The sequence below is a fragment of the Streptomyces sp. NPDC046900 genome, from assembly GCF_040644975.1.
Lineage (GTDB): Bacteria > Actinomycetota > Actinomycetes > Streptomycetales > Streptomycetaceae > Streptomyces.
In genome coordinates this window covers 52,983-75,561 of the sequence record NZ_JBEYXD010000040.1, presented here as the reverse complement: position 1 = coordinate 75,561, position 22,579 = coordinate 52,983, and the positions used below count along the sequence as shown (strand labels likewise).

Annotated in this window: 23 protein-coding genes; 4 read left to right on the top strand and 19 right to left on the bottom strand. The window is 70.8% G+C overall.

Annotated elements, in window-relative coordinates; genetic code table 11:
* From ABZ904_RS30785 to ABZ904_RS30710, 16 genes are all read right to left on the bottom strand, one after another.
* Window positions 1-239: flavodoxin-dependent (E)-4-hydroxy-3-methylbut-2-enyl-diphosphate synthase (locus tag ABZ904_RS30785; protein ID WP_361826885.1), on the bottom strand; the 239-nt coding region annotated here is incomplete at its 3' end.
* Between the two features lie 4 nt (window positions 240-243).
* A complete protein-coding gene (hpnH, locus tag ABZ904_RS30780) occupies window positions 244-1,269 on the bottom strand; it encodes an adenosyl-hopene transferase HpnH (protein ID WP_360998961.1) in 1,026 nt (341 codons plus the stop codon).
* 5 nt (window positions 1,270-1,274) lie between these two features.
* Window positions 1,275-1,916: a 1-hydroxy-2-methyl-2-butenyl 4-diphosphate reductase gene (locus ABZ904_RS30775; protein WP_360998959.1), complete on the bottom strand. Its 642-nt coding sequence runs from the start codon at window positions 1,914-1,916 to the stop codon at window positions 1,275-1,277.
* The gene (gene shc / locus ABZ904_RS30770) at window positions 1,916-3,916 is read right to left on the bottom strand and encodes a squalene--hopene cyclase (RefSeq protein WP_359399397.1); all 2,001 of its coding nucleotides are present in this window, start codon (window positions 3,914-3,916) and stop codon (window positions 1,916-1,918) included. Before shc ends, ABZ904_RS30775 begins: the two co-directional genes overlap by 1 nt.
* A 151-nt stretch (window positions 3,917-4,067) precedes the next feature.
* On the bottom strand, window positions 4,068-5,204 hold the full coding sequence (locus ABZ904_RS30765; RefSeq protein ID WP_359399398.1) for a polyprenyl synthetase family protein: 1,137 nt from the start codon (window positions 5,202-5,204) through the stop codon (window positions 4,068-4,070).
* Entirely contained in the window at window positions 5,201-6,637 is a 1,437-nt protein-coding gene (gene hpnE, locus ABZ904_RS30760; protein WP_361826881.1) for a hydroxysqualene dehydroxylase HpnE, read from the bottom strand. Before hpnE ends, ABZ904_RS30765 begins: the two co-directional genes overlap by 4 nt.
* The gene (locus ABZ904_RS30755) at window positions 6,634-6,777 is read right to left on the bottom strand and encodes a DUF6380 family protein (protein ID WP_359399402.1); all 144 of its coding nucleotides are present in this window, start codon (window positions 6,775-6,777) and stop codon (window positions 6,634-6,636) included. Before ABZ904_RS30755 ends, hpnE begins: the two co-directional genes overlap by 4 nt.
* Window positions 6,774-7,724: a presqualene diphosphate synthase HpnD gene (gene hpnD, locus ABZ904_RS30750; protein ID WP_361826878.1), complete on the bottom strand. Its 951-nt coding sequence runs from the start codon at window positions 7,722-7,724 to the stop codon at window positions 6,774-6,776. The genes ABZ904_RS30755 and hpnD overlap by 4 nt, the downstream gene beginning before the upstream one ends.
* Window positions 7,721-8,623, bottom strand: coding sequence for a squalene synthase HpnC (hpnC, locus tag ABZ904_RS30745; protein ID WP_361826874.1), 903 nt, complete (start codon window positions 8,621-8,623; stop codon window positions 7,721-7,723). The genes hpnD and hpnC overlap by 4 nt, the downstream gene beginning before the upstream one ends.
* A gap of 362 nt (window positions 8,624-8,985) precedes the next feature.
* Window positions 8,986-9,774 carry an ABC transporter ATP-binding protein gene (locus ABZ904_RS30740; protein WP_359399409.1) on the bottom strand — a complete coding sequence of 263 codons (789 nt, stop codon included), beginning with the start codon at window positions 9,772-9,774 and terminating at the stop codon, window positions 8,986-8,988.
* Window positions 9,767-10,696: an ABC transporter permease gene (locus ABZ904_RS30735; RefSeq protein WP_359399411.1), complete on the bottom strand. Its 930-nt coding sequence runs from the start codon at window positions 10,694-10,696 to the stop codon at window positions 9,767-9,769. The genes ABZ904_RS30740 and ABZ904_RS30735 overlap by 8 nt, the downstream gene beginning before the upstream one ends.
* Before the next feature lie 101 nt (window positions 10,697-10,797).
* Window positions 10,798-11,670, bottom strand: a complete 873-nt coding sequence (locus ABZ904_RS30730) for a glycosyltransferase (RefSeq protein ID WP_359399509.1) — start codon at window positions 11,668-11,670, stop codon at window positions 10,798-10,800.
* Window positions 11,671-11,678: 8 nt separating this feature from the next.
* Entirely contained in the window at window positions 11,679-12,458 is a 780-nt protein-coding gene (locus ABZ904_RS30725; protein WP_360998952.1) for a CDP-alcohol phosphatidyltransferase family protein, read from the bottom strand.
* Window positions 12,436-13,497: an iron-containing alcohol dehydrogenase family protein gene (locus ABZ904_RS30720; protein ID WP_360998951.1), complete on the bottom strand. Its 1,062-nt coding sequence runs from the start codon at window positions 13,495-13,497 to the stop codon at window positions 12,436-12,438. The genes ABZ904_RS30725 and ABZ904_RS30720 overlap by 23 nt, the downstream gene beginning before the upstream one ends.
* A complete protein-coding gene (locus tag ABZ904_RS30715; RefSeq protein ID WP_361826868.1) occupies window positions 13,485-14,237 on the bottom strand; it encodes a phosphocholine cytidylyltransferase family protein in 753 nt (250 codons plus the stop codon). Before ABZ904_RS30715 ends, ABZ904_RS30720 begins: the two co-directional genes overlap by 13 nt.
* Entirely contained in the window at window positions 14,234-16,117 is a 1,884-nt protein-coding gene (locus tag ABZ904_RS30710; protein WP_361826891.1) for a DUF5941 domain-containing protein, read from the bottom strand. The genes ABZ904_RS30715 and ABZ904_RS30710 overlap by 4 nt, the downstream gene beginning before the upstream one ends.
* 337 nt (window positions 16,118-16,454) lie before the next feature.
* Between ABZ904_RS30710 and galE the strand changes: the two genes are divergently transcribed.
* Complete coding sequence (galE, locus tag ABZ904_RS30705; protein ID WP_359399418.1) at window positions 16,455-17,435, top strand: UDP-glucose 4-epimerase GalE; 981 nt, start codon at window positions 16,455-16,457, stop codon at window positions 17,433-17,435.
* 325 nt (window positions 17,436-17,760) lie between these two features.
* Window positions 17,761-18,354 carry an isopentenyl-diphosphate Delta-isomerase gene (idi, locus tag ABZ904_RS30700; protein WP_360998948.1) on the top strand — a complete coding sequence of 198 codons (594 nt, stop codon included), beginning with the start codon at window positions 17,761-17,763 and terminating at the stop codon, window positions 18,352-18,354.
* Window positions 18,355-18,428: 74 nt separating this feature from the next.
* On the opposite strand, the gene ABZ904_RS30695 is transcribed toward idi, so the two are convergent.
* Window positions 18,429-18,938: an ATP-binding protein gene (locus ABZ904_RS30695; protein WP_360998999.1), complete on the bottom strand. Its 510-nt coding sequence runs from the start codon at window positions 18,936-18,938 to the stop codon at window positions 18,429-18,431.
* A 270-nt stretch (window positions 18,939-19,208) separates the two neighbouring features.
* Here ABZ904_RS30695 and ABZ904_RS30690 point away from each other — a divergent pair, with 270 nt between their 5' ends.
* Window positions 19,209-19,958: an enoyl-CoA hydratase-related protein gene (locus tag ABZ904_RS30690; protein ID WP_361826864.1), complete on the top strand. Its 750-nt coding sequence runs from the start codon at window positions 19,209-19,211 to the stop codon at window positions 19,956-19,958.
* Here the strand turns inward: ABZ904_RS30690 and ABZ904_RS30685 are convergent.
* Entirely contained in the window at window positions 19,945-20,580 is a 636-nt protein-coding gene (locus ABZ904_RS30685; protein ID WP_361826861.1) for a DJ-1/PfpI family protein, read from the bottom strand. The two genes, ABZ904_RS30690 and ABZ904_RS30685, sit on opposite strands and share 14 nt — an antisense overlap.
* A 45-nt stretch (window positions 20,581-20,625) precedes the next feature.
* Complete coding sequence (locus ABZ904_RS30680; RefSeq protein ID WP_361826858.1) at window positions 20,626-21,579, bottom strand: GlxA family transcriptional regulator; 954 nt, start codon at window positions 21,577-21,579, stop codon at window positions 20,626-20,628.
* A 113-nt stretch (window positions 21,580-21,692) separates the two neighbouring features.
* Between ABZ904_RS30680 and ABZ904_RS30675 the strand changes: the two genes are divergently transcribed.
* Window positions 21,693-22,559, top strand: a complete 867-nt coding sequence (locus ABZ904_RS30675; protein WP_359399428.1) for a hypothetical protein — start codon at window positions 21,693-21,695, stop codon at window positions 22,557-22,559.
* The last annotated feature ends 20 nt before the right edge of the window (window positions 22,560-22,579 follow it).

The following is a 22,579-nucleotide window of genomic DNA, read 5'->3' as shown; positions in this document are numbered from 1 at the left end:
TCCGCGTCGTCCTGCGTCGGACACGCCACCCGGACGATCTGGCAGCCCGACGCCGTCAGCTCCGCGATCTGCTGCAACGTGGCACCGATGTCCGACGTACGAGTCGTCGTCATCGACTGCACCGACACCGGGGCCCCGCCCCCGACCGCCACCGGCCCGACCTGGATCTGCCGCGACACGCGCCGCGGCACTGCCGGCCGGACCGGTACCTCGGGGATCCCCAAGGGAACGGCGGTCATCTCGTCACCGCTGCTTTCCGCTGACCATGGTCTCGCGGGCGGCCCGCAGGGACTCCTTCAGGGAGCCCATGGTGGCGAGCACGGCGGTCGGCTCGTAGCCGCAGTGCGCCATGCAGTTGGCGCAGCGCGGGTCCTTGCCGCGGCCGTACTGGTCCCAGTCGGTCTCCTCCAGCAGCTGCTTGTAGGTGGCCACGTAGCCGTCGCTCATCAGATAGCAGGGCTTCTGCCAGCCGAAGAGCGAGTAGCTCGGGATCGCCCACGCGGTGCAGGGGAAGTCGACCTTGCCCTCCAGGAAATCGAGGAAGAGCGGGCTCTGGTTGAGCCGCCACCGCCTGCGGTTGCCGCCCGAGAAGGCCTTCTTGAAGAGCTCGCGGGTCTGCTGGACGCCGAGGAAGTGCTCCTGGTCGGGGGCCTTCTCGTAGGCGTAGGCGGGCGAGAGCATCATCTCGTCGACCTGCAGGTCGTCGTTGAGGTAGTTCAGCACCTCCACGATGGTCTGCGGGGTGTCCGTGTTGAAGAAGGTCGAGTTGGTGGTGACCCGGAATCCGCGCCGCTTGGCCTCCTTGATGGCCTCCACCGCCTCGTCGAAGGTGCCCTCCTTGGCCACCGAGGCGTCGTGCCGCTCACGCAGCCCGTCGATGTGGACCGCCCAGGCGAAATAGGGGGACGGCTTGAACCTGTCCATCTTCTTGCGCATCAACAGCGCGTTGGTGCAGAGGAAGACGAACTTCTTCTTGGCCACCAACTGCCGCACGATCTCGTCGATCTGCGGATGCATCAAGGGCTCTCCGCCCGCGATGGACACCATCGGCGCACCGGATTCGAGCACCGCTCCCACCGCCTGGGCAACGGGCATGCGCTGCTTGAGCACGCCTGCCGGATGCTGGATCTTGCCGCAGCCCTCGCACTTCAGGTTGCAGGCGAAGAGAGGTTCCAACTCCACCAGCAGCGCGAACTTGTCCCGCTTCTTGAGTTTCTGTTCGAAAAGATATGTAGCGACCTTGATGGACTGACGCAGCGGCATGGCCATCTGGCTCACCTCCGAGGGAGCAGCAAAGAACGGTGCCATTCGAAGAAAGCGGGAAGGACGGCACGAAGAACGCGGAAAGCTGATATTCCACCGCGCAACGTGCCGATACGGACGAGTTCATGTTCTGGAGCGTCCACGACCACCCGGACGGCCGCAACCGGACGCACGCCCACCCGCACGGAGCTGTAGAGCGTGGCCGCGGACTCCATGTCGACCGCGATCGCACCGGTCGCGAGCAGTTCCGACCGCTCCTGACCGCGGACGACATGGTCCGAGCCGGTGAGCGGCCCGGTGTGGACGGTGCGCCCCGGGACGACGCGGGCGAGTTCCTTGATGAGCAGTTCGGTGCCCACGCACGGGGTGGTACCGCGCGGATCCCGGGCCTCCTCGGCGACGACCAGGTCGCCGGGGTGCATACCCGGGGCGAGCCCCGCACAGAAGCCCGTGGCGACGACGGCCGCCTTGGCGAGGGCCGGGTCGGCGAGCGCCCGGGTGACCGAGCGTTCGGCCGCCCGGGGTCCCATCCCCGTGCGGAGCAGGGTGAGGGGCCCGTCGGCGCCCGTGCGGTGGCGGCTGCGCAGGGCGAGGTGCTCGATGCCGAGCGCGCAGGCGATCAGCAGCGGGGCCGGATCGGGCTTCTGGCTCATCAGCTCCCCTTGACCTCGGCGAACGGTTCGCCGTTGACGTAGCGGCCGAGCGCGGTGAGCGGGAAGACCTGCCGGTAGAGGTGGTAGTTGATGGAGAAGTCCCAGGGGAAACCGGTACCGGTGAAGTACGGCTCGTCCCAGGAGCCGTCCTCGTTCTGGGTCCGGGCGAGGAACTCGATACCGAGCTCCGCGGCCTTGCTCTGGCTCTCCCCCGCCGCCAGCAGTGCGAGCAGCGCCCACGCCGTCTGCGAGGCTGTGGAGGCGCCGCGGCCGCTCCACTCCTGGACGTACTTGTAGGAGCGCAGGTCCTCGCCCCAGCCGCCGTCGTCGTTCTGCACGCTCTCCAGCCACGCGACGGCCCGGCGGATCGCCGGATGCGAGCCGGGGATGCCGGCGGCGACCAGAGCGGGTACCACCGAGCCCGTGCCGTAGATGTAGTTGACGCCCCAGCGCCCGAACCACGAGCCGTCCGACTCCTGTTCGGCCAGCAACCACTCGATGCCCCGGCGGGTGCGCGGGTCGTGGGACAGGCCCTCGACCGCGAGCATCTCCACGACGTGCGCGGTGACGTCGGCGGACGGCGGGTCGATGACCTCACCGAAGTCGCAGAACGGCAGCCGGTTGGGGAACGGGCTGGTGTTGTCGACGTCGAAGGCGCCCCAGGCACCGTTCCTCGACTGCATACCGAGATTCCAGCGCACCCCGCGCCCGATGGCCTTCTCGACCCGCTCCGGGTCGTGGTGGCTCACACGGCGCAGGGCGAGGACGACCTCCGCGGTGTCGTCGATGTCAGGGTAGTTGTCGTTGTGAAACTCGAACGCCCAGCCACCCGGAGGCAGTTGAGGCCTCTTCACCGACCAGTCGCCCGGCCGGACGATCTCTTCGCCGACCATCCAGTCGGCGGCCTTCACCAACTGCGGGTGGTCTGCGGGCACACCCGCGTCCGCGAGCGCGATGGTGGCGAGGCAGGTGTCCCACACCGGGGACTGACACGCCTCGATCATGCGGGCGCCGTCCTCGCGCCACACGGCGAAGCGGTCGAGGGACGCGATGCCCTCGCGCATCACCGGGTGCTGGAGGTCGTAGCCGAGCAGGTGCAGGGCGATGACCGAGTACACCGCGGGCGGCTGGATCCCGCCCCAGCAGCCGTCGTTCTCCTGCCGCTCGATGATCCAGCGGGCGGCGGCGTTCATGGCGCCCCTGCGCAGCCCGCGCGGGGCGACCTTGCGGAACTGGTGCAGCGCCTTGTCGAGTCGCTGGAAGACACCGTCCCAACTCGCCACCGGCGCGAGGTCCCTGGCCGGATTGGGATCGCTCGGGTCGGTGTGCAGTTCGTCGAGCGGGAAGGGCGCGGGCCGCACCGGGCGCTTGGCCGAGACGATGGTGAGCGGAACGATGGTCTGCCGTGCCCAGCACCCGAAGTCGTAGATGTTCAGCGGCATCCACTTCGGGAAGTAGATGAGCTCCGGCGGCAGTTCCGGGAGGTCCTCCCACTTCCACCAGCCGAAGAGGGCGAGCCAGATCCGGGTGAAGACACGGGAGGCCGCGATGCCTCCCTGCTCGCGGACCCACGCCGACGCCTTCGCCATGTGCGGCTCGTCGGGTGCGTCGCCGGCCAGGCGCAGGGCGACGTACGCCTCGATGGTGGCGGAGAGTTCACCGGGCCCGCCGTAGAAGGTGGCCCAGGTCCCGTCGTCGCGCTGCTCGCCACGGATGAAGAGAGCCGCGGCTCGGGTGGTCTTCTCGTCACGGATTCCCAGGAACTGGCGGAGCAGCAGGTCCTCGGCGTCCATCGTGACGTTCGTCTCGAGGTCGCCCTTCCACCAGCCCTGGGTGTCCTGCCGGGCGAGCAGGAAGTCCGTGGCGCGCCGCATGGCGCGCTCGGCGGCTTCTCTGGTGCCGACCGTCCCGGCCGCCTGCGGGAGCGGTTCGTTTGTCTCGCTGGCCGAGGCAGCGCGGGGCGGCACTGCCCCGGTGCTTCCGTCGGTCGTCGCTGTCATGGCTTCCCCTTCGTGCAGTCGTGCAAATCGTGCTGCTGTGGGTCCGCCGTCGGCCGGTGCACGTACCCGATGGGCGACCCCTGCTCGAGCGAGGTCGAACGTGGGGAGGCACCGGCCGGCGACTACGCGCGGTGTATTCGACCGATAGTGATCATCTCTTTCGTACGACGACGAAATCCGCGAGCGCCGTGAACTGCGCGCGCACCTCCTCGGGCATCCGGACCGAGTCCAGGGCCTCGACGGCGATCGCGTGCTGGCGACGCGCCTCCTGGGTGGTCCACTCCCGGCCGCCCGCCTCCTCGATGAGCGCGGCGCGGGCCGCGAACTCCTCCTCGGAGAAGTTCTCGAAGTCGCTGCTCTTGGCGTCCTCGGCGAGGATCTCGCCGAGCCGCTCGGAGGCGGGTCCCCCCGCCGCGAGCGCGGCCACCACGGGCAGGGACTTCTTGCGCTGGCGCAGATCGCTCCAGGTCTGCTTTCCGGTGGCCTCCGGGTCGCCCCAGATGCCGAGGAGGTCGTCGACGGCCTGGAAGGCGAGGCCGAGGTGGTAGCCGTACTTCTCCAGGGTGTCGGCGGTCGAGTCGTCCGCGCCGCCGAGGACCGCGCCGATGGACGAGGCGCAGGCCAGCAGGGCGCCGGTCTTGTTGCCCTCCATCTCCAGGCACTCCGGGACGCTGACGCGGTCGCGGTGCTCGTACGAGATGTCCTGGGCCTGACCGTCGATCAGGGCGCGTGTGGCGGTGGTCAGACGGCGGGTGGCGCGTCCGGCCTCCACGGTGCCGAGTTCCAGCAGGACCTCATTGGCCAGCGCGAACAGGGCGTCGCCGACCAGGATGGCCTGGGCGGGTCCATGCACCTTCCACACGGTGTCGCGGTGGCGGCGCTGTTCGTCGCCGTCCATCAGGTCGTCGTGCAGCAGCGAGAAGTTGTGCACCAGCTCGACCGCGACCGCGCCGGGCACGCCGACCTCGGGGTCACGGCCCGCGGCCTGGGCGGAGAGCAGGGCGAGGGCGGGACGCACGGCCTTGCCGCCGTCGCCGTCCGCGGGATTGCCCTCGGCGTCGATCCAGCCGAAGTGATAGGCGGCGACGGTGTCCATGGGCGGTGCCAGTCGGTCCACTGCCTCCCGCAGCACCGGGGTGGCCAGGGTCCGGCCGCGCTCCAGAAGCGCGGACACGTCCACCGCGGTCCTACGAGCGGCCGTCTCGGCCGGGGGCACAGTGGGCACAGTCTCTCCTCTTGTTGCGATACCGGGGGTGCGGGGGTCTGTCCCGTGCTGATCGGCGCTCATGCCGCCTCCTCGAAGAGGCCGGCGAGATGTGCGCCGGACCGGCCCAGGGCGCCCAGCGCGGCGCCTGCCGCACCGACTCCACTGCGGACCGCGCTTTCCATGGTCGCGGGCCACCCGGTGGCGGTCCACGCTCCGGCCAGATACAGGCCGGGGGCCTTGGTACGGGCGCCGGGCCGCAGCCGCCCGACGCCCGGGGCGGGGGCGAACGTCGCCGTGCGTTCCCGGGTCACGAAGAAGTCCTTCACCTCTGCGCCGCGGGTGGCGGGCAACAGCCTCTGGAGTTCCGGGAGATAGCGCTCCCGCAGCACCGCCACGGGCTCGTCGATCTCCTCCTGGGCGGCCGACTGCGACACCGCGAGGTACTGGCCCTCGCGCAGCCCGGAGGCCTCGGTGCGGTCGAAGACCCACTGCACCGGGGAGCCGAGCGCGGCGAAGAACGGTTGGCTCAACACCTTGCAGTCGTAGACGACATGGACGTTGAGGATCGGCGCGGTGCCGATCTCGAGCAGCCGCTCGGGGGCGTCGACCGCGCCCGGGGGCAGCAGATCGTGGGCCTCGCGCTGGGGTACGGCGAGGACGACGGCGTCGGCCTCGATGCGCTCGCCGGGAACCTGAACGCTCCAGTTCCCGTTTCCGTCAGTAGAGATGGAGGTGACGCGTGCACGGACCTCGGTACGCACGCCCGCGGAGTCGAGCGCCTTGCGGGCCTGCCGGTCGTGCAGTTCGCCCAGCGGGACGCGAGCCCATCCGATGTCGGCCGCGCCCGGGTCGGACAGCAGACCGGTCTTGAACACCATCGCGGCGAGCCCGAGCGATGCGTCGCCGGCCACCGCGTTGAGGGTGGCGACCCCGACCAGGTCCCACAGTGCCTCGACGGCACGCGCCGACTGACCGTGCGCGGCCAGCCAGCTGCCGAAGTCCTGCGCGTCCAGCGCGGGATCGCCGAGGTCCAGTGCTCGGAGCGCGAGTGCGGCACGCCCGACTCTGGCGCGCTCGGCGAGCGAGAGATGGGGGTAGGTGGCGAGGCTGCGCCCGAGGTGCAGGGGTACGGGCAGTGCGTCGCGCCGTAGTCTGCCGAGCCTGCGCCCCGGTGCCGCGTTCGCGTCGAGAACGGGCACGTCGAGACGATCCTGCAGCGGGGCGAGCGCGCTCGCGTCGATACGGTCGAGGAACCAGCGGTAGGCAGTGCAGCAGCGCAGATAGACGTGCTGGCCGTTGTCGACGGTCAAGTCACCGCGCTCGAAGGAGAAGGCGAGACCGCCCAGGCGCGGGCGCCCCTCCAGCAGGGTGACCCGTACACCGGCGTCGGCGAGCGCGAGTGCGGCCGTGATCCCGGCGATCCCACCGCCGACGACGACGGCGGATCCTGACGGCGTCGCGGGGTGCCCGGCGGTGTCCGCGGCCGGGCCCTCCTGCTGTGTGCCGTCGCTCATCGTGCTTCCTCCCCTGCCGGTCCGCCGTGGTGCTTGAACGATGCACGGCAGGCCGTCGCAGTCAGGGACGCCGCGCCGCACCGGAGGGTTGCCTGCCGCTTTTCGGCGGTCGAGTGACCTGGGAGTGGGTTGTCCGTCACGGACGCCTCCTGACGGTCCGTCGGGTCACGCTGCGCGCGTCCAGACCCGACAGACCGCGCACGGCGACGTACGCCTTCTCACGGCCGGGCAGCGAGACCCGGCCGCGCAGCACGGCCGCCGGCTCGCGCTCGATGCGGTCGAGGAGCCGGCGGTAGATACCGGCCATGGCGGCGACGCAGGCGCCGCTGCGCCGGTCGAGCATGGGCAACAGCCGGTAGCCCTCGGCGAAGAGGGCCCGGGCCCGGCGTACTTCGAAGTGCACGAGGCCCGCGAAGTCGGAGCCCTCGGGCGGGGTCGGCCCGTGGAACCCGGCCGAGCAGCCGAACTTGGCCAGGTCGTCGGCGGGCAGATAGACGCGCCCACCCTCGGCGTCCTCGCGAACGTCCCGCAGGATGTTGGTGAGTTGCAGCGCGAGCCCGAGCGTGTCGGCATACTCCGGCGCGCGTTCGGCCCCCCGCGCCCCCGGCTCGGTGCCGAACACACCCAGCGAGAGCCGCCCGATGGCCCCGGCCACACAGCGGCAGTAGACCTTCAGGTCGTCCCAGGTCTCGTAGGTCTCGCCGCGGACGTCCTTGAGGACGCCGTCGATGAGTTCGTCGAGGCCGCCGAGCGGGATCGGGAAGTGCCGGGCGGCGTGGGCCAGGGCGACCGCGACCGGGTCGGTGTCGTCCTCGGCCACCTCTTCGTTCCTGATCCGGTCCAGCAGCCTCCGGGTCTCCTCCAGCCGCTCGGCTTTGACGTCCGGCGCCAGTACGCCGTCGCCGATGTCGTCGACCCTCCGCGAGAACGCGTACAGCGCGGACATCGCACGGCGCTTCGGCGTCGGCAGAAGCCTGATGCCGTAGGCGAAGTTGCGGGCCTGCTGCCCGGTGACGGTCTCGCAGTAGCTGTACGCGGCGAGCACCGGTGGCGACATGTGCTGTTCCGACTCCACGGTCCGGATCACCCCTCTCCTCGCAGAGTCACGCCCACCTCACGCAGCAACCGGAGCTTGCCGGGTTTGGGCGGGCCGGGAAGTACGTCGTATTCGGCAGCGGTGATCGCGTGGACAGCCGCCCTCCCTCCCGCCACGAACCCTGCAAGCAGCAGCCTCAGCCTGCCGTGGACGCTACCCACCAGGGGGGCGCCTTCATTCAGGAGCTCGCGGGCGCGTTCTGCTTCGTATGCAACCAGAGCGCGCACCGATGCGCCTGCTGTTTTCGTGGCGAGATCCGTCTCCTGGACATAAAAGCGCTTCATGTCCTCGGCGGGCAGGTAGATACGGTCGCGGCCGAGGTCCTCTGCCACATCCTGGAGATGCTCCACGATCTGCAGTGCGGTGCAGATCGCGTCGGAGCGCCGGATGCGTTCGGGGGTGGAGGTGCCGGTGACGGCGAGGACGAGCCGGCCGACCGGGTTGGCGGACAGTTCGCAGTAGGCGAGGAGGTCGTCGTAGGTCTCATATCGGCTGACGAGCTGGTCCTGGCGGTTGGCGGCGATCAGGCCGAGGAACGGCTCGGGGGTGAGGCCGGCGCGCCGGACCGTGGGCTGGAGGCGGCGCAGGAGGGGGTGACGCGGCGTCGAGTCGAAGACCCGGTGCAGATCGGCCTCGAAGGCGTCCAGAAGGGTGAGGCGGTCCTCCGCCTCCTCGGGCGGCACGCCGAGAAGGCGGGCGTCGGCGCCACCGGGAGCGAGATCGCCGTCACCGATGTCGTCGACCAGACGGGCGAAGCCGTAGACGGCCATCAGATCGGCACGCCAGGCCCTGGGCAGGAAGAAGGGCGCCACGGGGAAGTTCTCGTCCGCAGCTTTGTCGAGGGTGCCGCGCTCCGGATCGCCGGTGCGCGCCGTCCCGGCTTGGGTCACCGCTCGCCGCCCGCCGCGGAGACGGCACATGCCTCGCGGAGCTGCAGACTTTCCGTAGCCATTGCCGTCACATCTCCCGTTCTACACTGCTGACCTAATACATCCTATTTCGGACACGCCGCCCCGCCTCCGCGCAGCGCGGCAGGTGTGTGGGGGTGCGGGGCATTATCGCCCCAGTTGCCGCGAATCAGCACCGGTACAGCTTACGTTGTACAACGGAGCGAGGTTCGTCGGGGTGTCCTGCACATCACAACAACACACCGATTGGCGTCAAGATTCCTGACCGCAAACAGAGTTGGCGTTTCCTTTGCAGACACAGGGCCCGCAGGAAACGTTCCGGCGGGGCCCTGTGGATCACCCGGTTACTTGCCCGTGAACTTCTCGTACTCCTTGAGGACCTCTTCGGTCGGGCCGTCCATCCGCAGCTCGCCGCGCTCCAGCCACAGGACGCGGTCGCAGGTGTCCCGGATCGACTTGTTGTTGTGACTGACCAGAAACACCGTGCCCGCCTCCTTGCGCAGCTCCCGGATCCGCTCCTCGGAGCGCATCTGGAACTTGCGGTCCCCGGTGGCGAGGGCCTCGTCGATCATGAGGACGTCGTGGTCCTTGGCGGCAGCGATGGAGAACCGCAGCCGTGCCGCCATACCGGAGGAGTAGGTGCGCATCGGCAGGGTGATGAAGTCGCCCTTCTCGTTGATGCCCGAGAAGTCGACGATCTCCTGGTAGCGGGCCTTGATCTCCTCGCGGGACATGCCCATCGCGAGGCCGCCCAGGATGACGTTCCGCTCGCCGGTCAGGTCGTTCATCAGGGCGGCGTTCACACCGAGCAACGAGGGCTGACCGTCGGTGTAGACCTTGCCCCGCTCGGGGGGCAGCAGGCCGGCGATGGCCCGCAGCAGGGTGGACTTGCCGGAGCCGTTCGAACCGATCAGACCGATCGCCTCGCCGCGGTAGGCGACGAACGAGACGCCCCTGACCGCGTGCACCTTGCGCACGCCGCGCGCCGCGTCGTCGGAGCCTCGCTTGAGGATGCGGCTGAGGGCGGCGGTGGCGCTGCCCTTGCCACTCTTCGCACCGCTGACGCGGTAGACGATGTGCAGGTCGTCCGCGATGACGGTGGGCACCCGGGCCCCGGTGTTCTGCTCAGCCACGGCCGTACCGCTCCTCCGCCTTCCAGAAGTACACAAAACCGCCGGCGAAGACGACGACCGCCCAGAAGAGCGCGAGGGCCCAGACGTGCGGGGGGAGGTTCTCGGCCCCGTAGTCCTCGATGAGCGCGAAACGCATCAGGTCCATGTAGACGGCGGCCGGGTTCACCTGCAACGCGCGTACGACCCATTCGGGTCGGCCGGCGAGCATGGTGTGCAGGGAGAACATGACCCCGGATGTGTACATCCAGGTACGCAGGACGAACGGCATCAGCTGGGCCAGGTCCGGCGTCTTCGCGCCCATACGCGCCACGATCATCGCGAGACCGGTGTTGAAGAGGAACTGCAGCGCCAGCACCGGAACGATCAGCAGCCAGGACAGGCGCGGGTAGCTACCGAACCCCACCACCACGACGAAGACCACGATCATCGAGAAGAGGAGCTGCTGAAGCTGCTGCAGAGCGAAGGAGACGGGCAGCGAGGCCCGCGGGAAGTGCAGGGCGCGCACCAGGCCCAGGTTGCCGGAGATCGCCCGGACACCCGCCATCATCGAGCTCTGGGTGAAGGTGAACACGAACACGCCGGTCACCAGGAACGGGATGTACGTACCGTGCGGCATGCCCCGGCTGGCCTTCAGGATGAGCCCGAAGATCAAGTAGTACACGCACGCGTTCAGCAGCGGAGTGGCGACCTGCCACAGCTGGCCCAGCTTCGCCTGGCTGTACTGCGAGGTGAGCTTCGCCTGCGAGAAGGCGAGGATGAAGTGACGCCGTCCCCACAACCGGCGGACGTACTCGACGAGCCCGGGCCGGGCACCGCTGACCGCGAGCCCGTACTTGGCGGCCAGCTCGGCCGCGCTCAGCCCTTCGTCGAGTGACGGTCCCTCGCTCACCGCGATACGGCCGTCATGCGTTGTCTCACCCACAGGTCGGCGCACCCTCCGTCCTCCGTGTGCGCGGCCTGCCCGCGCAGGTGGTGCGGGCCGGGGTGGGGGTCCCGTCCGCCGGGTTCCGTCTATCGAGCTTGTCAGATCACCGGGGGTCGGCCCAGTCGGCTGAGCCGCCACACCGTGCGCCACCGCATGGGGCGCCGGCGGCCGCACGGAGCCGTCCAGCCCTCCCGGAAACCCCCGAACCAGGCGCTCAGGGCGGCCCGCGAGGGACGGCGCACCAGCGTCAGGAGCATCCAGACGCCCAGGTAGACGGGGACGAGGACGGCGGGCAGGTTGCGGCGGGCCAGCCAGACCCGGTTGCGGGCGACCATCCGGTGGTAGACCGCGTGCCGGGAGGGGGCGGTCGTGGGGTGGTACAGCACCATGTCCGACCGGTAGTCGATCATCCAGCCGGCGTCCAGGGCCCGCCAGGCCAGGTCCGTCTCCTCATGGGCGTAGAAGAACTCGTCGGGCAGACCGCCGACCTCGGCGAAGACCTTCGTACGGACGGCGTTGGCGCCGCCGAGGAAGGTGGTGACCCGGGATGAGCGCATCGGGTCGGAGGCGCGCAGCCGCGGCACATGGCGGCGCTGTGTCTCACCGGTGTCGGGGTCGGCGATGCGGAAGCTGACGATGCCGAGCCGGGGGTCGGCGGCGAAGGCCTGGCGGCAGAGTTCCGCGGTGTCGTTGCGGGCCAGCAGGCCGTCGTCGTCCAGGAACAGGAGCACGTCGACATCGCTGCCGCTGGGGCCGAAGGCCTCGATGCCGACGTTGCGGCCGCCGGGTATGCCGAGGTTCTCGGGCAGCTCCACGGTCCGGACGCCTTCGGGGACGTCGGGGACGGGCGAACCGTTGCCGACGACGACCACTTGGACCGGGTCGCCGTCCTGCTTGGCCACCGAGTCGAGGAGGGCGCGGAGCTCGGCGGGGCGGTTGCCCATGGTGATGACCACCGCCCCGACCGTTATCGCGCCCCTCACTTCAGCCTGCTGGAGGCGAGGATGGACACCAGGTGCAGCAGGGTCTGGACGAGCGCGATACCGGCCAGCACGGCGACGCCGAGCCGCTCGAAGAAGAGGTCTCCCCTGATCGCGTCGATGACCGCCAGGACCAGGATCAGCAGGGACGCCTCGATCCCGAGGACCAGGCGGTGGAACTTCAGCGCGGAGGCCGCACGGCGGGCCAGCGCCAGACCGGACGAGCGCGGTTCGGAGGCGGTCTCCTTGACCGGCGGCAGGCCGCCCTGGTGGCGGGCGACGCCCACGAGGTCGGTCTCGGCCTTGATCAGGACGGCGCCGAGGGCGGCGAGGGTACCGAGGAAGGCCCACAGCCAGTCGATCCGCCCGGAGCCCCAGAGGTCGGCGGCGCGCAGCCCGAAGCCCACCAGCACCGCGGCGTCGCACAGATAGGCCCCCACCCGGTCCAGGTACACCCCGCCCAGCGAGAACTGCTTCTTCCAGCGGGCGATCTCGCCGTCGACGCAGTCGAGGAGCAGGTAGAGCTGGACCATGACCACGCCGAGCACGGCGCCCGCGACGCCCGGCACCAGCAGGGCCGGGCCCGCGAGGACACCGAAGACGGTCATCAGGTAGGTCAGCTGGTTGGGCGTGACCCGCGTGTTCACCAGGTAGCGGTCCACACGCAGCGAGATCTCCCGCATGTAGAGGCGTCCAGCCCAGTGCTCACCGCTGCGCCGGTCCTTCACCCCCGCGGGGTGAACGACGGGGCGGAGTTCAGCTACCGATGGCCTTGACATAGTCGGCGTAGGTGTCCTTGATCTGGTCGGTCTTCAGGTCGAGGTGTTCGAGGATCGTGTAGCGGCCGGGCCGGGTCTGCGGGGCGAACTCCACGACCTGGACGAACTCGTCCACCGTGAAGCCGATCTCCTCCGGCAGTACGGGCAGCCCGTGCCGGCGCAGCACCTGGGCCATGAACACGGACTCCTCGTGCGCGCCGCGCAGATACATCGCGAAGGCGGCGCCCAGCCCGCACTGCTCGCCGTGGGCGGCGGCGCGCCTTGGGAACAGCAGGTCGAAGGCGTGGTTGATCTCGTGGCACGCGCCGGAGGACGGTCGGGAGTCGCCCGAGACCGACATGGCGATACCGCTGAGGACCAGCGCCTCGGCGAGTACCTGGAGGAAGTCGTTGTCCCCGACGCCGCCCGGGTGGCGCAGCACCGCCTCCCCGGCCTGCCGGGCCATCGCCGCGGCCAGGCCGTCGATCTTCTCGCCGTTGACGCGGTTGGCCAGCTCCCAGTCCGCGATCGCCGAGATGTTGGACACGGCGTCGCCGATGCCCGCGCGCACGAAACGCGCCGGGGCCTCGCGGATGACATCGAGGTCGATGACGACCGCGATCGGGTTCGGCACACCGTACGAGCCGCGGCCCGCGTCGTTGTCGAGGGTCGCGACCGGCGAGCACAGGCCGTCGTGCGCCAGGTTCGTGGGCACCGCGACGAGCGGCAGGCCGACCCGCGCCGCGGCGAACTTGGCGCAGTCGATGATCTTGCCGCCGCCCAGGCCCACCAGCGCGTCGTAGCGACCGGCCTTCATCGCGCCGGCCAGCCGGACCGCGTCGTCAAGGGTGCCGCCGCCGACCTCGTACCAGCTGGCGCCCGGCAGTTTGGGGGCGAGCCGCTCACGCAGGCGGGAGCCGGAGCCGTCGCTGACCGCGACGGCCAGCTTGCCCGAGTGCGAGATGCGCTCGTCCGCGAGCACGCTCGCCAGATCGTCGAGGGCACCGGGACGGATGTCGACGACGACCGGCGAGGGGATGAGCCTCGTCAGTACAGGCACGCGATCTCCCGCCCTCGGGCCAGGTCGTCGTGGTTGTCGATCTCGACCCAGGAGACGTCGCCGATCGGTGCCACGTCGATCTTGAAGCCGCGGTTGACCAGTTCCTGGTAGCCGTGCTCGTAGAACTGCTGCGGGTCGGTCTCCCACACCGTCTTCAGGGCGTCGGAGAGCTCCGCGGCGGCGTCGCCCTCGATGAGGGTGACGCCGATGTACTCGCCGGTCGCCTCGGACGGCTCCATCAGCTTGGTGATCTTCTCGACGCCCTTGCCGGGGCGGACCACTACCTTCATCTCCTCGTCGGCGAGCTTCTTCACCGTGTCGACAGCGAGGATGATCTTCTTGCCGTCACCGCGGGCGGCGAGCAGCGTCTTCTCGACCGAGACCGGGTGGACGGTGTCGCCGTTGGCGAGGATCACACCGTCCTCGAGGGCGCGCCGGCCACACCACAGGGAGTAGGCGTTGTTCCACTCCTCGGCCTTGTCGTTGTCGATGAGGGTGAGCCTGAGGCCGTACTCGCGCTCGAGCGCCTCCTTGCGCTCGTACACAGCCTCCTTGCGGTAGCCCACGATGATCGCGACTTCGGTCAGTCCGACCTCGGCGAAGTTGCCGAGAGTGAGGTCGAGCACCGTCGGGCCGTCCTCTATGCCCGCGGGCCCCACCGGCACCAAGGCCTTGGGCAGGGTGTCCGTGTAGGGGCGCAGGCGCCGTCCGGCGCCGGCCGCCAGCACGAGGCCGATCATGCGGGTTCTCCTTCGTCGTGTACGGCGGGCGCGCCGCCCTTGTGGGCGGCCACCCAGAAGCGGACGCTCTCGCTGAGCACCACCAGGGCCACACAGACGGCGAGGACCGTGAGCGCGACCTTGAACTGCGCGGCAGTGAGCAGCGCGGCCAGGACCGTGACCAGCAGCGTCCGGCCTTCGTGCCCGCCGATCGCGCGCACCAGCCATTGCGGCGGCGCGCCCGCGTCGCCGCGGATGCGGTACACCGTGTCGTAGTGATGGTAGGCGACCGCAGCCACCAGTCCGAAAGCCGCTGGAAGCACTCCGTTTACCCCGGATTCAGCTGCCAGCACCAGGACGGTGCCGTATTCGGCCGCGCGGAACAAGGGCGGGACGAGCCAGTCGAGGGCACCCTTCAGCGGGCGCCGGACCGCGATGGCGGACATCACCACATAGCCGGCGGCGCACAGGACGGTCTGCCATCCGGCGCCCCACAGGACGGCCGAGCCCACCACGAGGACGCCGCCCGTGAGGGCGAGGACGGGTGCGGCCTGCCTGACGGTGCCGCGGCCCGTGCGCAGCAGCAGCTCGACGAGGGGCCCGCTGTCCGCCAGGTCGGCCAGCGCCCGCGCCGCCCGGTCGGTGCGCCGGGCCTTGTGCGTCACCGAGCGCAGCAGACGGCCGGCGGTGGTGTAGGTGGCGGCGAAGGCGCAGCCGATCAGCAGCACGGTGAAGGTGATCCGGGGGGTGGTGGCCGCCGTCAGGACGGCGATCAGAGCCCAGCGCTCACCGATCGGCAGGACGATCATCCGGCGCACCCACACCGTCCAGCCGACGTCGTCGAGGCGGTTCGACAGGGCCGCCGTGGGGCCGGCGCCGGCCGTCGCGGCAGGCTGGCCGGCGTTCGCCTCGTTGAAGGCGAAGTCCACGACGTGCCGGCAGGTCTGCAGGACCATCGCGCCGAGGGCCAGCGCCCAGACGTCGTCCCCGCCCCGGGCCGCGCCGAGGGCGAGTCCCGCGTAGTAGGCGTACTCCTTGGCGCGGTCGAAGGTGGCGTCGAGCCAGGCGCCGAGCGTCGAGTACTGGAGGGAGTAGCGGGCGAGCTGCCCGTCGGTGCAGTCGAGGACGAAAGAGGCGATCAGCAGGACACCCGCGGCGACGAAGCCGACGCGGGTCCCTGTGGCCGCGCAGCCGGCCGCGATCAGGGCGGTCAGCAGCGAGGCGGTGGTCACCTGGTTGGGAGTGAGACCGCGACGGGCGCACCAGCGGGCCAGGTAGCGCGAGTAGGGGCTGATGAAGTGCGTGGTGAAGAAGCCGTCCCGGGCCTTGACGGCACTGCGTAGGCGTACCGCCTCGTCGTCGACGGCGGCGACGGCCTGCCGTGCCTCGTTGCGGGCCTGCGGATCGGTGGGGACGGCGGCGACCAGCGTGCCGAGCTCGGGCCGGTGGACCGGGACGCCGTCGGCGTCGAGGGCCGCGGTGACGCGTTCGGCCAGGTTGTCGGTGACGGTGGCGGCGCCTCCCAACTCATGCCGGTCCTCCCTCTCGATCGGGGCCGGGACAGGGGCCGGGAGCTCGGGGGCCGCTCCGCCCGTCATGGCGGAGTTCTCCCGGGCCAGGGCGCGGGTGAGCGCCTGGCGGGCGGCGGGCTGGGCGGTGACGGCGCCCGGGACGGCGGCGGCCGGGAAGCGGGGGTCGATGAGACCGAGGCGCAGCGCGTGCAGATGGCCCACGAAACGGGTGTCGACGATCGCGACCCGCTGGTTCTCCGGTACGGCCGCGAGGAGCGTCTCGGCGTCTCCGGCGCCGGTGGCGACCCGCACGTCGAAGCCGAGGGACCGCAGATCGCCCTCGAGCGACGATCCGGGGACCGGCTGACCGGTGAGGATGGCGGTCGACAGACGAACTCACTCCCTGGGGCCCGACGCCTGAACGTCGGTCATGTGTGCGGTGCGGGAGCCCGGGGCAGGCGCCGGGCATGTCGGCAGAGGCTATCGGATGCCTGGCAGCCGGTGTTCACCGGCCGTTCATGGACTGATCAACCCGGTCTGTGTCGCCGTCACCACGATCATCATCACGGATCGGGCAAGCGCACACCAAACCACCGGTGCAGATCAACACAAGCACGACATCGCGGTCGCCCTGTGCGGGCACATGCGCGTCTCGCCATATTCATAGGGATCCTCCCGCCCCCGGCACAGGGACGGGGTTCACCGGACGGGCATAGGGTGAGGGGCCATGACATGGCTGATCACCGGCGGGGCCGGATACATCGGGGCACATGTGGCGCGGGCGATGGCCGCGGAGGGTGAGCAGGTCCTCGTCCTGGACGACCTCTCGACCGGGGTGCCGGCGCGACTGCCGGAGGGCATTCCGCTGGTGCACGGCTCCGCGCTGGACGGTGAGCTGCTGAAGCGGGTCCTCACCGAGCACGGGGTGACCGGCGTGGTCCACCTCGCCGCGCGCAAGCAGGTCGGCGAGTCCGTGGCCGAGCCGACGCACTACTACCAGGAGAACGTGGGCGGTCTGGCGACGCTCCTGGACGCGGTGGCGGGAGCCGGCGTCCGGCGCTTCCTGTTCTCCTCGTCCGCGGCCGTCTACGGCAACCCGGATGTGGACCTCATCACGGAGGACACTCCCTGTGCCCCGATGAGCCCTTACGGTGAGACCAAGCTCGCGGGCGAGTGGCTGGTGCGTGCGGCGGGCCGGGCGCACGGCATCGCGACTGTGTGCCTGCGGTACTTCAACGTGGCGGGCGCCGCGGAGCCGGAGCTGGCCGACACGGGCATCTTCAACGTCGTGCCGATGGTCTTCGACCGGCTGACCCGCGGCGAGGCCCCGCGGATCTTCGGCGACGACTATCCGACGCCGGACGGCACCTGCGTACGCGACTACATCCACGTCGCCGATCTCGCCGAGGCACACCTCGCGGCGGCCCGGCGGCTGGCCGGGGGCTCGACGGGCGACCTGACCGTGAATATCGGCCGCGGCGAGGGCGTCTCGGTACGGGAGCTCGTCACGCTCATCGGCGAGGTGACCGGGGACACCACGCCCGCGATCGTCGAGCCGCGCCGTCCCGGTGACGCCGCGCGCGCGGTCGGGTCCTGCACGCTGGCCGAGCGGGAGCTGGGCTGGAGCGCGCGGCGCGGGGTGCGCGAGATGGTGGAGTCGGCCTGGCAGGGCTGGCAGCTGCAACACCCCCGGCAGCGTCACGGCTGACCGCGCGCCTCCGGCGTCCCCAGGACGCCGGAGGGATCGCGCTCGACAGTTCCGGAAGGACACCTCGTCGTGAGGTAGGGGTGGGCTCCGGCGTACGGGCGCGCATCCGGACGCCGTATGTGCGGTGGGCGCCCCCCGGCAGGGCGGTTCCGCCTCCCCGGCGCCGGGAACGATCAGGTGTCCCGCCGCTCACGGCGTCTGTTCCGGGAGGGCCGGAGGGCCCGTCCGGACGGCCGGGGTGGGACATGCGGGGAGTCACGAAGTGCCGGGAGTGCCGGATTCGTACGGCAGACTTGGGGCTGGACAACCGATGCGAAGGACAGGTATGCCGATCACACCCGCCAGCGCGGCGCACCATGCGTCGAACGGCGCCGCCGAGGCGATTCTGCTGGAGCTCGTCGACGAGAACGGCACCACGATCGGCACGGCGGAGAAGCTCGCCGCCCATCAACCGCCGGGCCGCCTCCACCGCGCGTTCTCGGTGTTCCTCTTCGACGAGCACGGTCGGCTGCTGCTCCAGCAGCGGGCGCTGGGCAAGTACCACTCCCCCGGTGTCTGGTCGAACACCTGCTGCGGCCACCCCTATCCGGGCGAGGCCCCCTTCGCGGCGGCGGCTCGCCGGACCTACGAGGAGCTGGGTGTCTCCCCGTCACTGCTCGCGGAGGCCGGCACGGTCCGCTACAACCACCCGGACCCGGCCTCGGGTCTGGTGGAGCAGGAGTACAACCACCTCTTCGTCGGGCTGGTGCAGTCGTCTCCGCGCCCGGACCCGGAGGAGGTCGGCGCGACTGCCTTCGTGAGCGCGGAGGAGCTGGCGGAGCGGCACGCCAAGGACACGTTCTCCTCGTGGTTCATGACCGTCCTGGACGCGGCGCGGCCGGCGGTCCGAGAGCTGACCGGGCCCGCCGCCGGCTGGTGATCCGAAGGTCCGTCCGGCCCGCCCGGCCGGACGGACTCAGCCGCCCCTGGTGGGGCTGACGCCCTTCGCGGGAATCACACGAACCCCGGGTGCTTGAGCGGAAGCGCGGCCCAGATCACCTTGCCCCCGCTCGCCGTGTGCTCGACGTCGCAGACCCCGGCCGCCTCCCTGGTGATCTCACGGACCAGAAGCAGCCCCCGGCCGCCGGTCCGCCCGTGATCGGTCTCCAGGGCACTCGGCCGGTACGGATGCTCGTCCTCCACCGACACCCGCACCCACTCGGGGCCGACGGCGACCTCCACTGCGAGCATCGGCGACAGCAGGGCCGCGTGCCGCACCGCGTTGGTGACCAGTTCGGACACGATCAGCAGCAGTGCGTGCACAGTGTCGTCCGATGCGGGCACGCCCTGGCGGGCGAGCAGATCGCGGACGGCGTGCCGCGCCTGCGGCACCGAGACGTCCACGGAGGCGGCGGTGAACCGCCACACCCCCTCGTACGGCAGCGGCCCCGATGCTCTGCGGCCGTCCGGAGCCTCCCCGCCGCCTTCAGGGCGAGAGCCGAACCCCCGCCCTTGGTTCTCCATCGTCCGGTCGCCACCCTTGCGCTCGATTGTCACCACACGTCGAGTGTTGGGAATGCACTGGTCCGTCCCGAATGACTGAGCACAAGTCGGCTGGTATCGACGACATCTGACCGTTGACGCATGACGCGGTCGACGCAATGACCGGATCCTGTCCATGTCGCGCCGACTTCGGAACTCTTCGGGTTGTACGGGTTGCGCGCCGACTCGTCCGTCCGGTGCGCCCGACCCTTCTTGATCACGGGTTCCACGGGTGCGGATAGCATCCGGCGCATGGAGCCGCAACTGCTGCACCGCGTCACCGACGGGGTCGCGACCGTCGTCATCCACCACCCGGCCAAGCGCAATGCGATGACGGCCGGCATGTGGGAGGCGCTGCCGCCGCTGCTCGAGACGCTGGCCGCCGATGCGGCCGTCCGGGTGCTGGTGCTCACCGGTGAGGGCGGCACGTTCTGCGCGGGCGCCGACATCTCCACGTTGCGGGGATCGCCGCAGCGCGCGCAGACCCTCGCCGTGCTCGCCGAGGAGGCGCTGGCCGCGTTCCCGAAGCCGACCCTGGCGGCGATCCGCGGCCACTGCGTGGGCGGTGGGTCACAGCTCGCCGCCGCCTGCGACCTGCGGTTCGCGGAGGAGGGCGCCCTGTTCGGGGTGACGCCGGCCAAGCTCGGCATCGTGTACCCGGCCTCCTCCACCCGCCGGCTGGTGTCGCTGGTGGGTCCTGGCGCGGCCAAGTACCTCTTGTTCTCCGGTGAGTTGATCGACGTGGCACGGGCACTGCGGACGGGCCTGCTCGACGAGGTGCTGCCCGAGGGCGAACTCGCCAAGCGGGTCTCCGAGTTCACCCGTGTGCTCGCCTCCCGTTCGCAGCTGACGCAGGCAGCGGCCAAGGAGTTCGCGAACGGGCGCACGGACCGGGACGCACACTGGGCCGAGCAGGCACGCGGCAGCGACGACACCGCGGAGGGCGTCGCGGCGTTCCTGGAGCGCAGGCAGCCGCGGTTCACCTGGACTACGTCAGGATGAAGCGGCTCTTCGTACGGAACTCCGCGACGAGGTGCGCGGGCGCCTTGTCCGGGGATCCCGCGTCGTAGGGCGGCTGCGGGTCGTACTCGGTCAGCAGTTGTACGGCCTGGGCGTGCTCGTCGCCCGCGACGCGGCCGAGCAGGGTGAGCCCCATGTCGATGCCGGAGGAGACGCCGGCGGCGGTGACGTACTTGCCGTCGAAGACGACGCGTTCGCCCGTGGGCTGCGCACCGAACTGCGCGAGGAAGTCCAGGGCCAGCCAGTGCGAGGTGGCGCGGCGGCCCCGGAGCAGCCCTGCGGCGGCGAGCAGCAGGGAGCCGGTGCACACGGATGTCGTCCAGGTACTGGTGGCGTCTGCGGAGCGCAACCAGTCGAGGAGTGCCTCGTTCTCCATCTGCGGGGTCTGGCCTGGTCCGCCGGGGACGACGACGATGTCCGGGGCGGGTACCTCGGCCAGGGTCCGGTCGGCGGTGAGCGCGAGGGCGCCGGTGTCGCTGCGCACAGGCCCGGACCGCTCGGCGACGAAGACGGTCTCCGCGTCCGGGAGCCGGCCGAGGGTCTCGTACGGGCCCACGGCGTCGAGGGCCGTGAACCGGTCGAAGAGAACGATCGCGATCTGCATGGGCTTCCTTTCGGTCAGGGGCGGTTGCCGTGTGATCCGAGGTGATCAGTGGGTGGCTGCCGGACGGAAGCGGCGCCGGTACTCCGCCGGGGCCGCGCCGAGTGCCTTCACGAAGGCGCGGCGCATCGCCTCGGGGGTGCCGTAGCCGCTGGCGCGGGAGATCTGTTCGATGCCGTCGGCGGTGTCCTCCAGGAGGCGCCGGGCGTGTTCGAGGCGGACGCGGTCCACGTAGCGGCCCGGCGTCATCCCGGTCTCGGCCTGGAATGCGCGGGCGAAGTGCCGGGGCGAGAGCCGCGCGCGGGTGGCGAGTGTGTCCACGCAGAGGTCGTCGCCCGGGTGCTCGGTGATCCACTGCTGGACTTCGCGCAGGGGTTCGCGCCGCGCCGTCTGGGCGGCGAGCTGGGCGCTGAACTGGGCCTGGTTGCCGGGGCGGCGCAGGAAGACGACGAGGTGGCGGGCGATGGCCAGGGCGGCCTCGCGGCCCAGGTCCTCCTCAACGAGGGCCAGAGCGAGGTCGATGCCCGAGGTGACGCCGGCCGAGGTGGCGACATGACCGTCGCGTACGTAGATGGGGTCGGGGTCGACCTCGATCTCCGGGTGGTTGCGGGCCAGCGTGTCGCAGTAGGCCCAATGGGTGGTCGCACGGCGGCCGTCGAGGAGGCCCGCTCGGGCGAGGAGGATCGCGCCGGTGCAGATGGAGACCAGACGGCCGGCGTGCGGACCGTGCTCCCGCAGCCAGTCCACCAGTCGCGGGTCGGGACTCCGGGTGCCCTGGCCGCCCGGGACGATGAGCGTCTGCGGAGGGGGCGCCTCGGCCAGCGCATGGTCCGGGACGAGTGTGAGGCCGCTCGAGGTGCGGACGGGGGCACCGTCGAGTGAGGCGGTGACGATGCGATACGTGCCGGGAGAGCCGGTCTCGGCACCTGCGAAGACCTCGACCGGACCGGTGACGTCGAGACTCTGCACAGCGTCGAAGAGGACGACCAGGAGGGTGCGCATGACCTCGATTCTTGGCGGAGCCCAGGATGGCCGCAAGGACGAGCAGCCCACCTTTCCTGCCATCGTGATCCCGGCCGTTCCCTGCGTACCGACCAGTCGGTAACGTGCCGGGCATGACCACTCCCCTTCCGGAGCGCGCCGGGCGGCGCTGCCACAACGTGATCAATCCGCTGCACTCGACGCACTACTTCTCACCGGATCTGGACCGGGAACTGACCGCTTTGGGCCTCGCCGACCGGAGGGCTGCCTACTTGGCGGTCAGGGCCGCCGCGATGGGGCCGGTGGGAGCAGGCGTCGTGACGGCGACGTTCTACAACTTCCGGCCCGGGATGGTGGCGCTGCACCTGCCTGCCGTGTGGGAGACGTCCCGGCCAAAGGCGGTGCTCGCCGCCCGCATGCGCGCCGTCGACGCGACACTGCGGCGGCTGCTCGGCGAGGAGTGCGTGGCTTCGAAGGACATGGCGGAGGCCGCGGAACTCGCACTGCGCGCGACAGAGGCCTGCACCGCACACGCCCGCCCGCTGTACGCCGCGCACGCCGACCTGCCCGTGCCCGAGGAGCCGCACCTGGCGTTCTGGCACGCGGCCACGCTCCTGCGGGAGCACCGCGGGGACGGCCATGTGGCGGTGCTGCTGGGCGCGGAACTCGGTCCGGTCGAGGCACTGGTGACGCACGCGGCGACCGGCAAGGGCATGGCCCCGAAGTGGGCCCTGGCCACGCGCGGCTGGAGCAGGGAGGACTGGGACGCGGCGTCCGCGCGGCTGCGCGAGCGCGGGCTGATCGACGCGGACGGCGAGCTGACCGAACACGGCACCGCACTGCGCAAGGAGTTGGAGGTGCAGACCGACCGCCTCGACCGGGCTCCCTACGAACACCTCGGTGCCGCGGGCGTCGAGCGGCTGACGGAGCTGGCGGGCGGGCTGCTCGCCGCGGTCCTGGTGGCCGGGGCCTTTCCCCAGGGCATGACCGGCAAGGGATGAGGTACCCGGACGTCGTATCG

What these genes read in the sequence shown, in the direction of transcription:
- hpnH (WP_360998961.1), bottom strand. Translation starts at nt 1,269, where the DNA reads ATGGCCATGCCGCTGCGTCAGTCCATCAAGGTCGCTACATATCTTTTC.
- ABZ904_RS30775 (WP_360998959.1), bottom strand. Translation starts at nt 1,916, where the DNA reads ATGAGCCAGAAGCCCGATCCGGCCCCGCTGCTGATCGCCTGCGCGCTC.
- shc (WP_359399397.1), bottom strand. Translation starts at nt 3,916, where the DNA reads ATGACAGCGACGACCGACGGAAGCACCGGGGCAGTGCCGCCCCGCGCT.
- ABZ904_RS30765 (WP_359399398.1), bottom strand. Translation starts at nt 5,204, where the DNA reads ATGAGCGCCGATCAGCACGGGACAGACCCCCGCACCCCCGGTATCGCA.
- hpnE (WP_361826881.1), bottom strand. Translation starts at nt 6,637, where the DNA reads ATGAGCGACGGCACACAGCAGGAGGGCCCGGCCGCGGACACCGCCGGG.
- ABZ904_RS30725 (WP_360998952.1), bottom strand. Translation starts at nt 12,458, where the DNA reads ATGTCAAGGCCATCGGTAGCTGAACTCCGCCCCGTCGTTCACCCCGCG.
- ABZ904_RS30715 (WP_361826868.1), bottom strand. Translation starts at nt 14,237, where the DNA reads ATGATCGGCCTCGTGCTGGCGGCCGGCGCCGGACGGCGCCTGCGCCCC.
- galE (WP_359399418.1), top strand. Translation starts at nt 16,455, where the DNA reads ATGACATGGCTGATCACCGGCGGGGCCGGATACATCGGGGCACATGTG.
- idi (WP_360998948.1), top strand. Translation starts at nt 17,761, where the DNA reads ATGCCGATCACACCCGCCAGCGCGGCGCACCATGCGTCGAACGGCGCC.
- ABZ904_RS30695 (WP_360998999.1), bottom strand. Translation starts at nt 18,938, where the DNA reads ATGGAGAACCAAGGGCGGGGGTTCGGCTCTCGCCCTGAAGGCGGCGGG.
- ABZ904_RS30690 (WP_361826864.1), top strand. Translation starts at nt 19,209, where the DNA reads ATGGAGCCGCAACTGCTGCACCGCGTCACCGACGGGGTCGCGACCGTC.
- ABZ904_RS30685 (WP_361826861.1), bottom strand. Translation starts at nt 20,580, where the DNA reads ATGCAGATCGCGATCGTTCTCTTCGACCGGTTCACGGCCCTCGACGCC.
- ABZ904_RS30680 (WP_361826858.1), bottom strand. Translation starts at nt 21,579, where the DNA reads ATGCGCACCCTCCTGGTCGTCCTCTTCGACGCTGTGCAGAGTCTCGAC.
- ABZ904_RS30675 (WP_359399428.1), top strand. Translation starts at nt 21,693, where the DNA reads ATGACCACTCCCCTTCCGGAGCGCGCCGGGCGGCGCTGCCACAACGTG.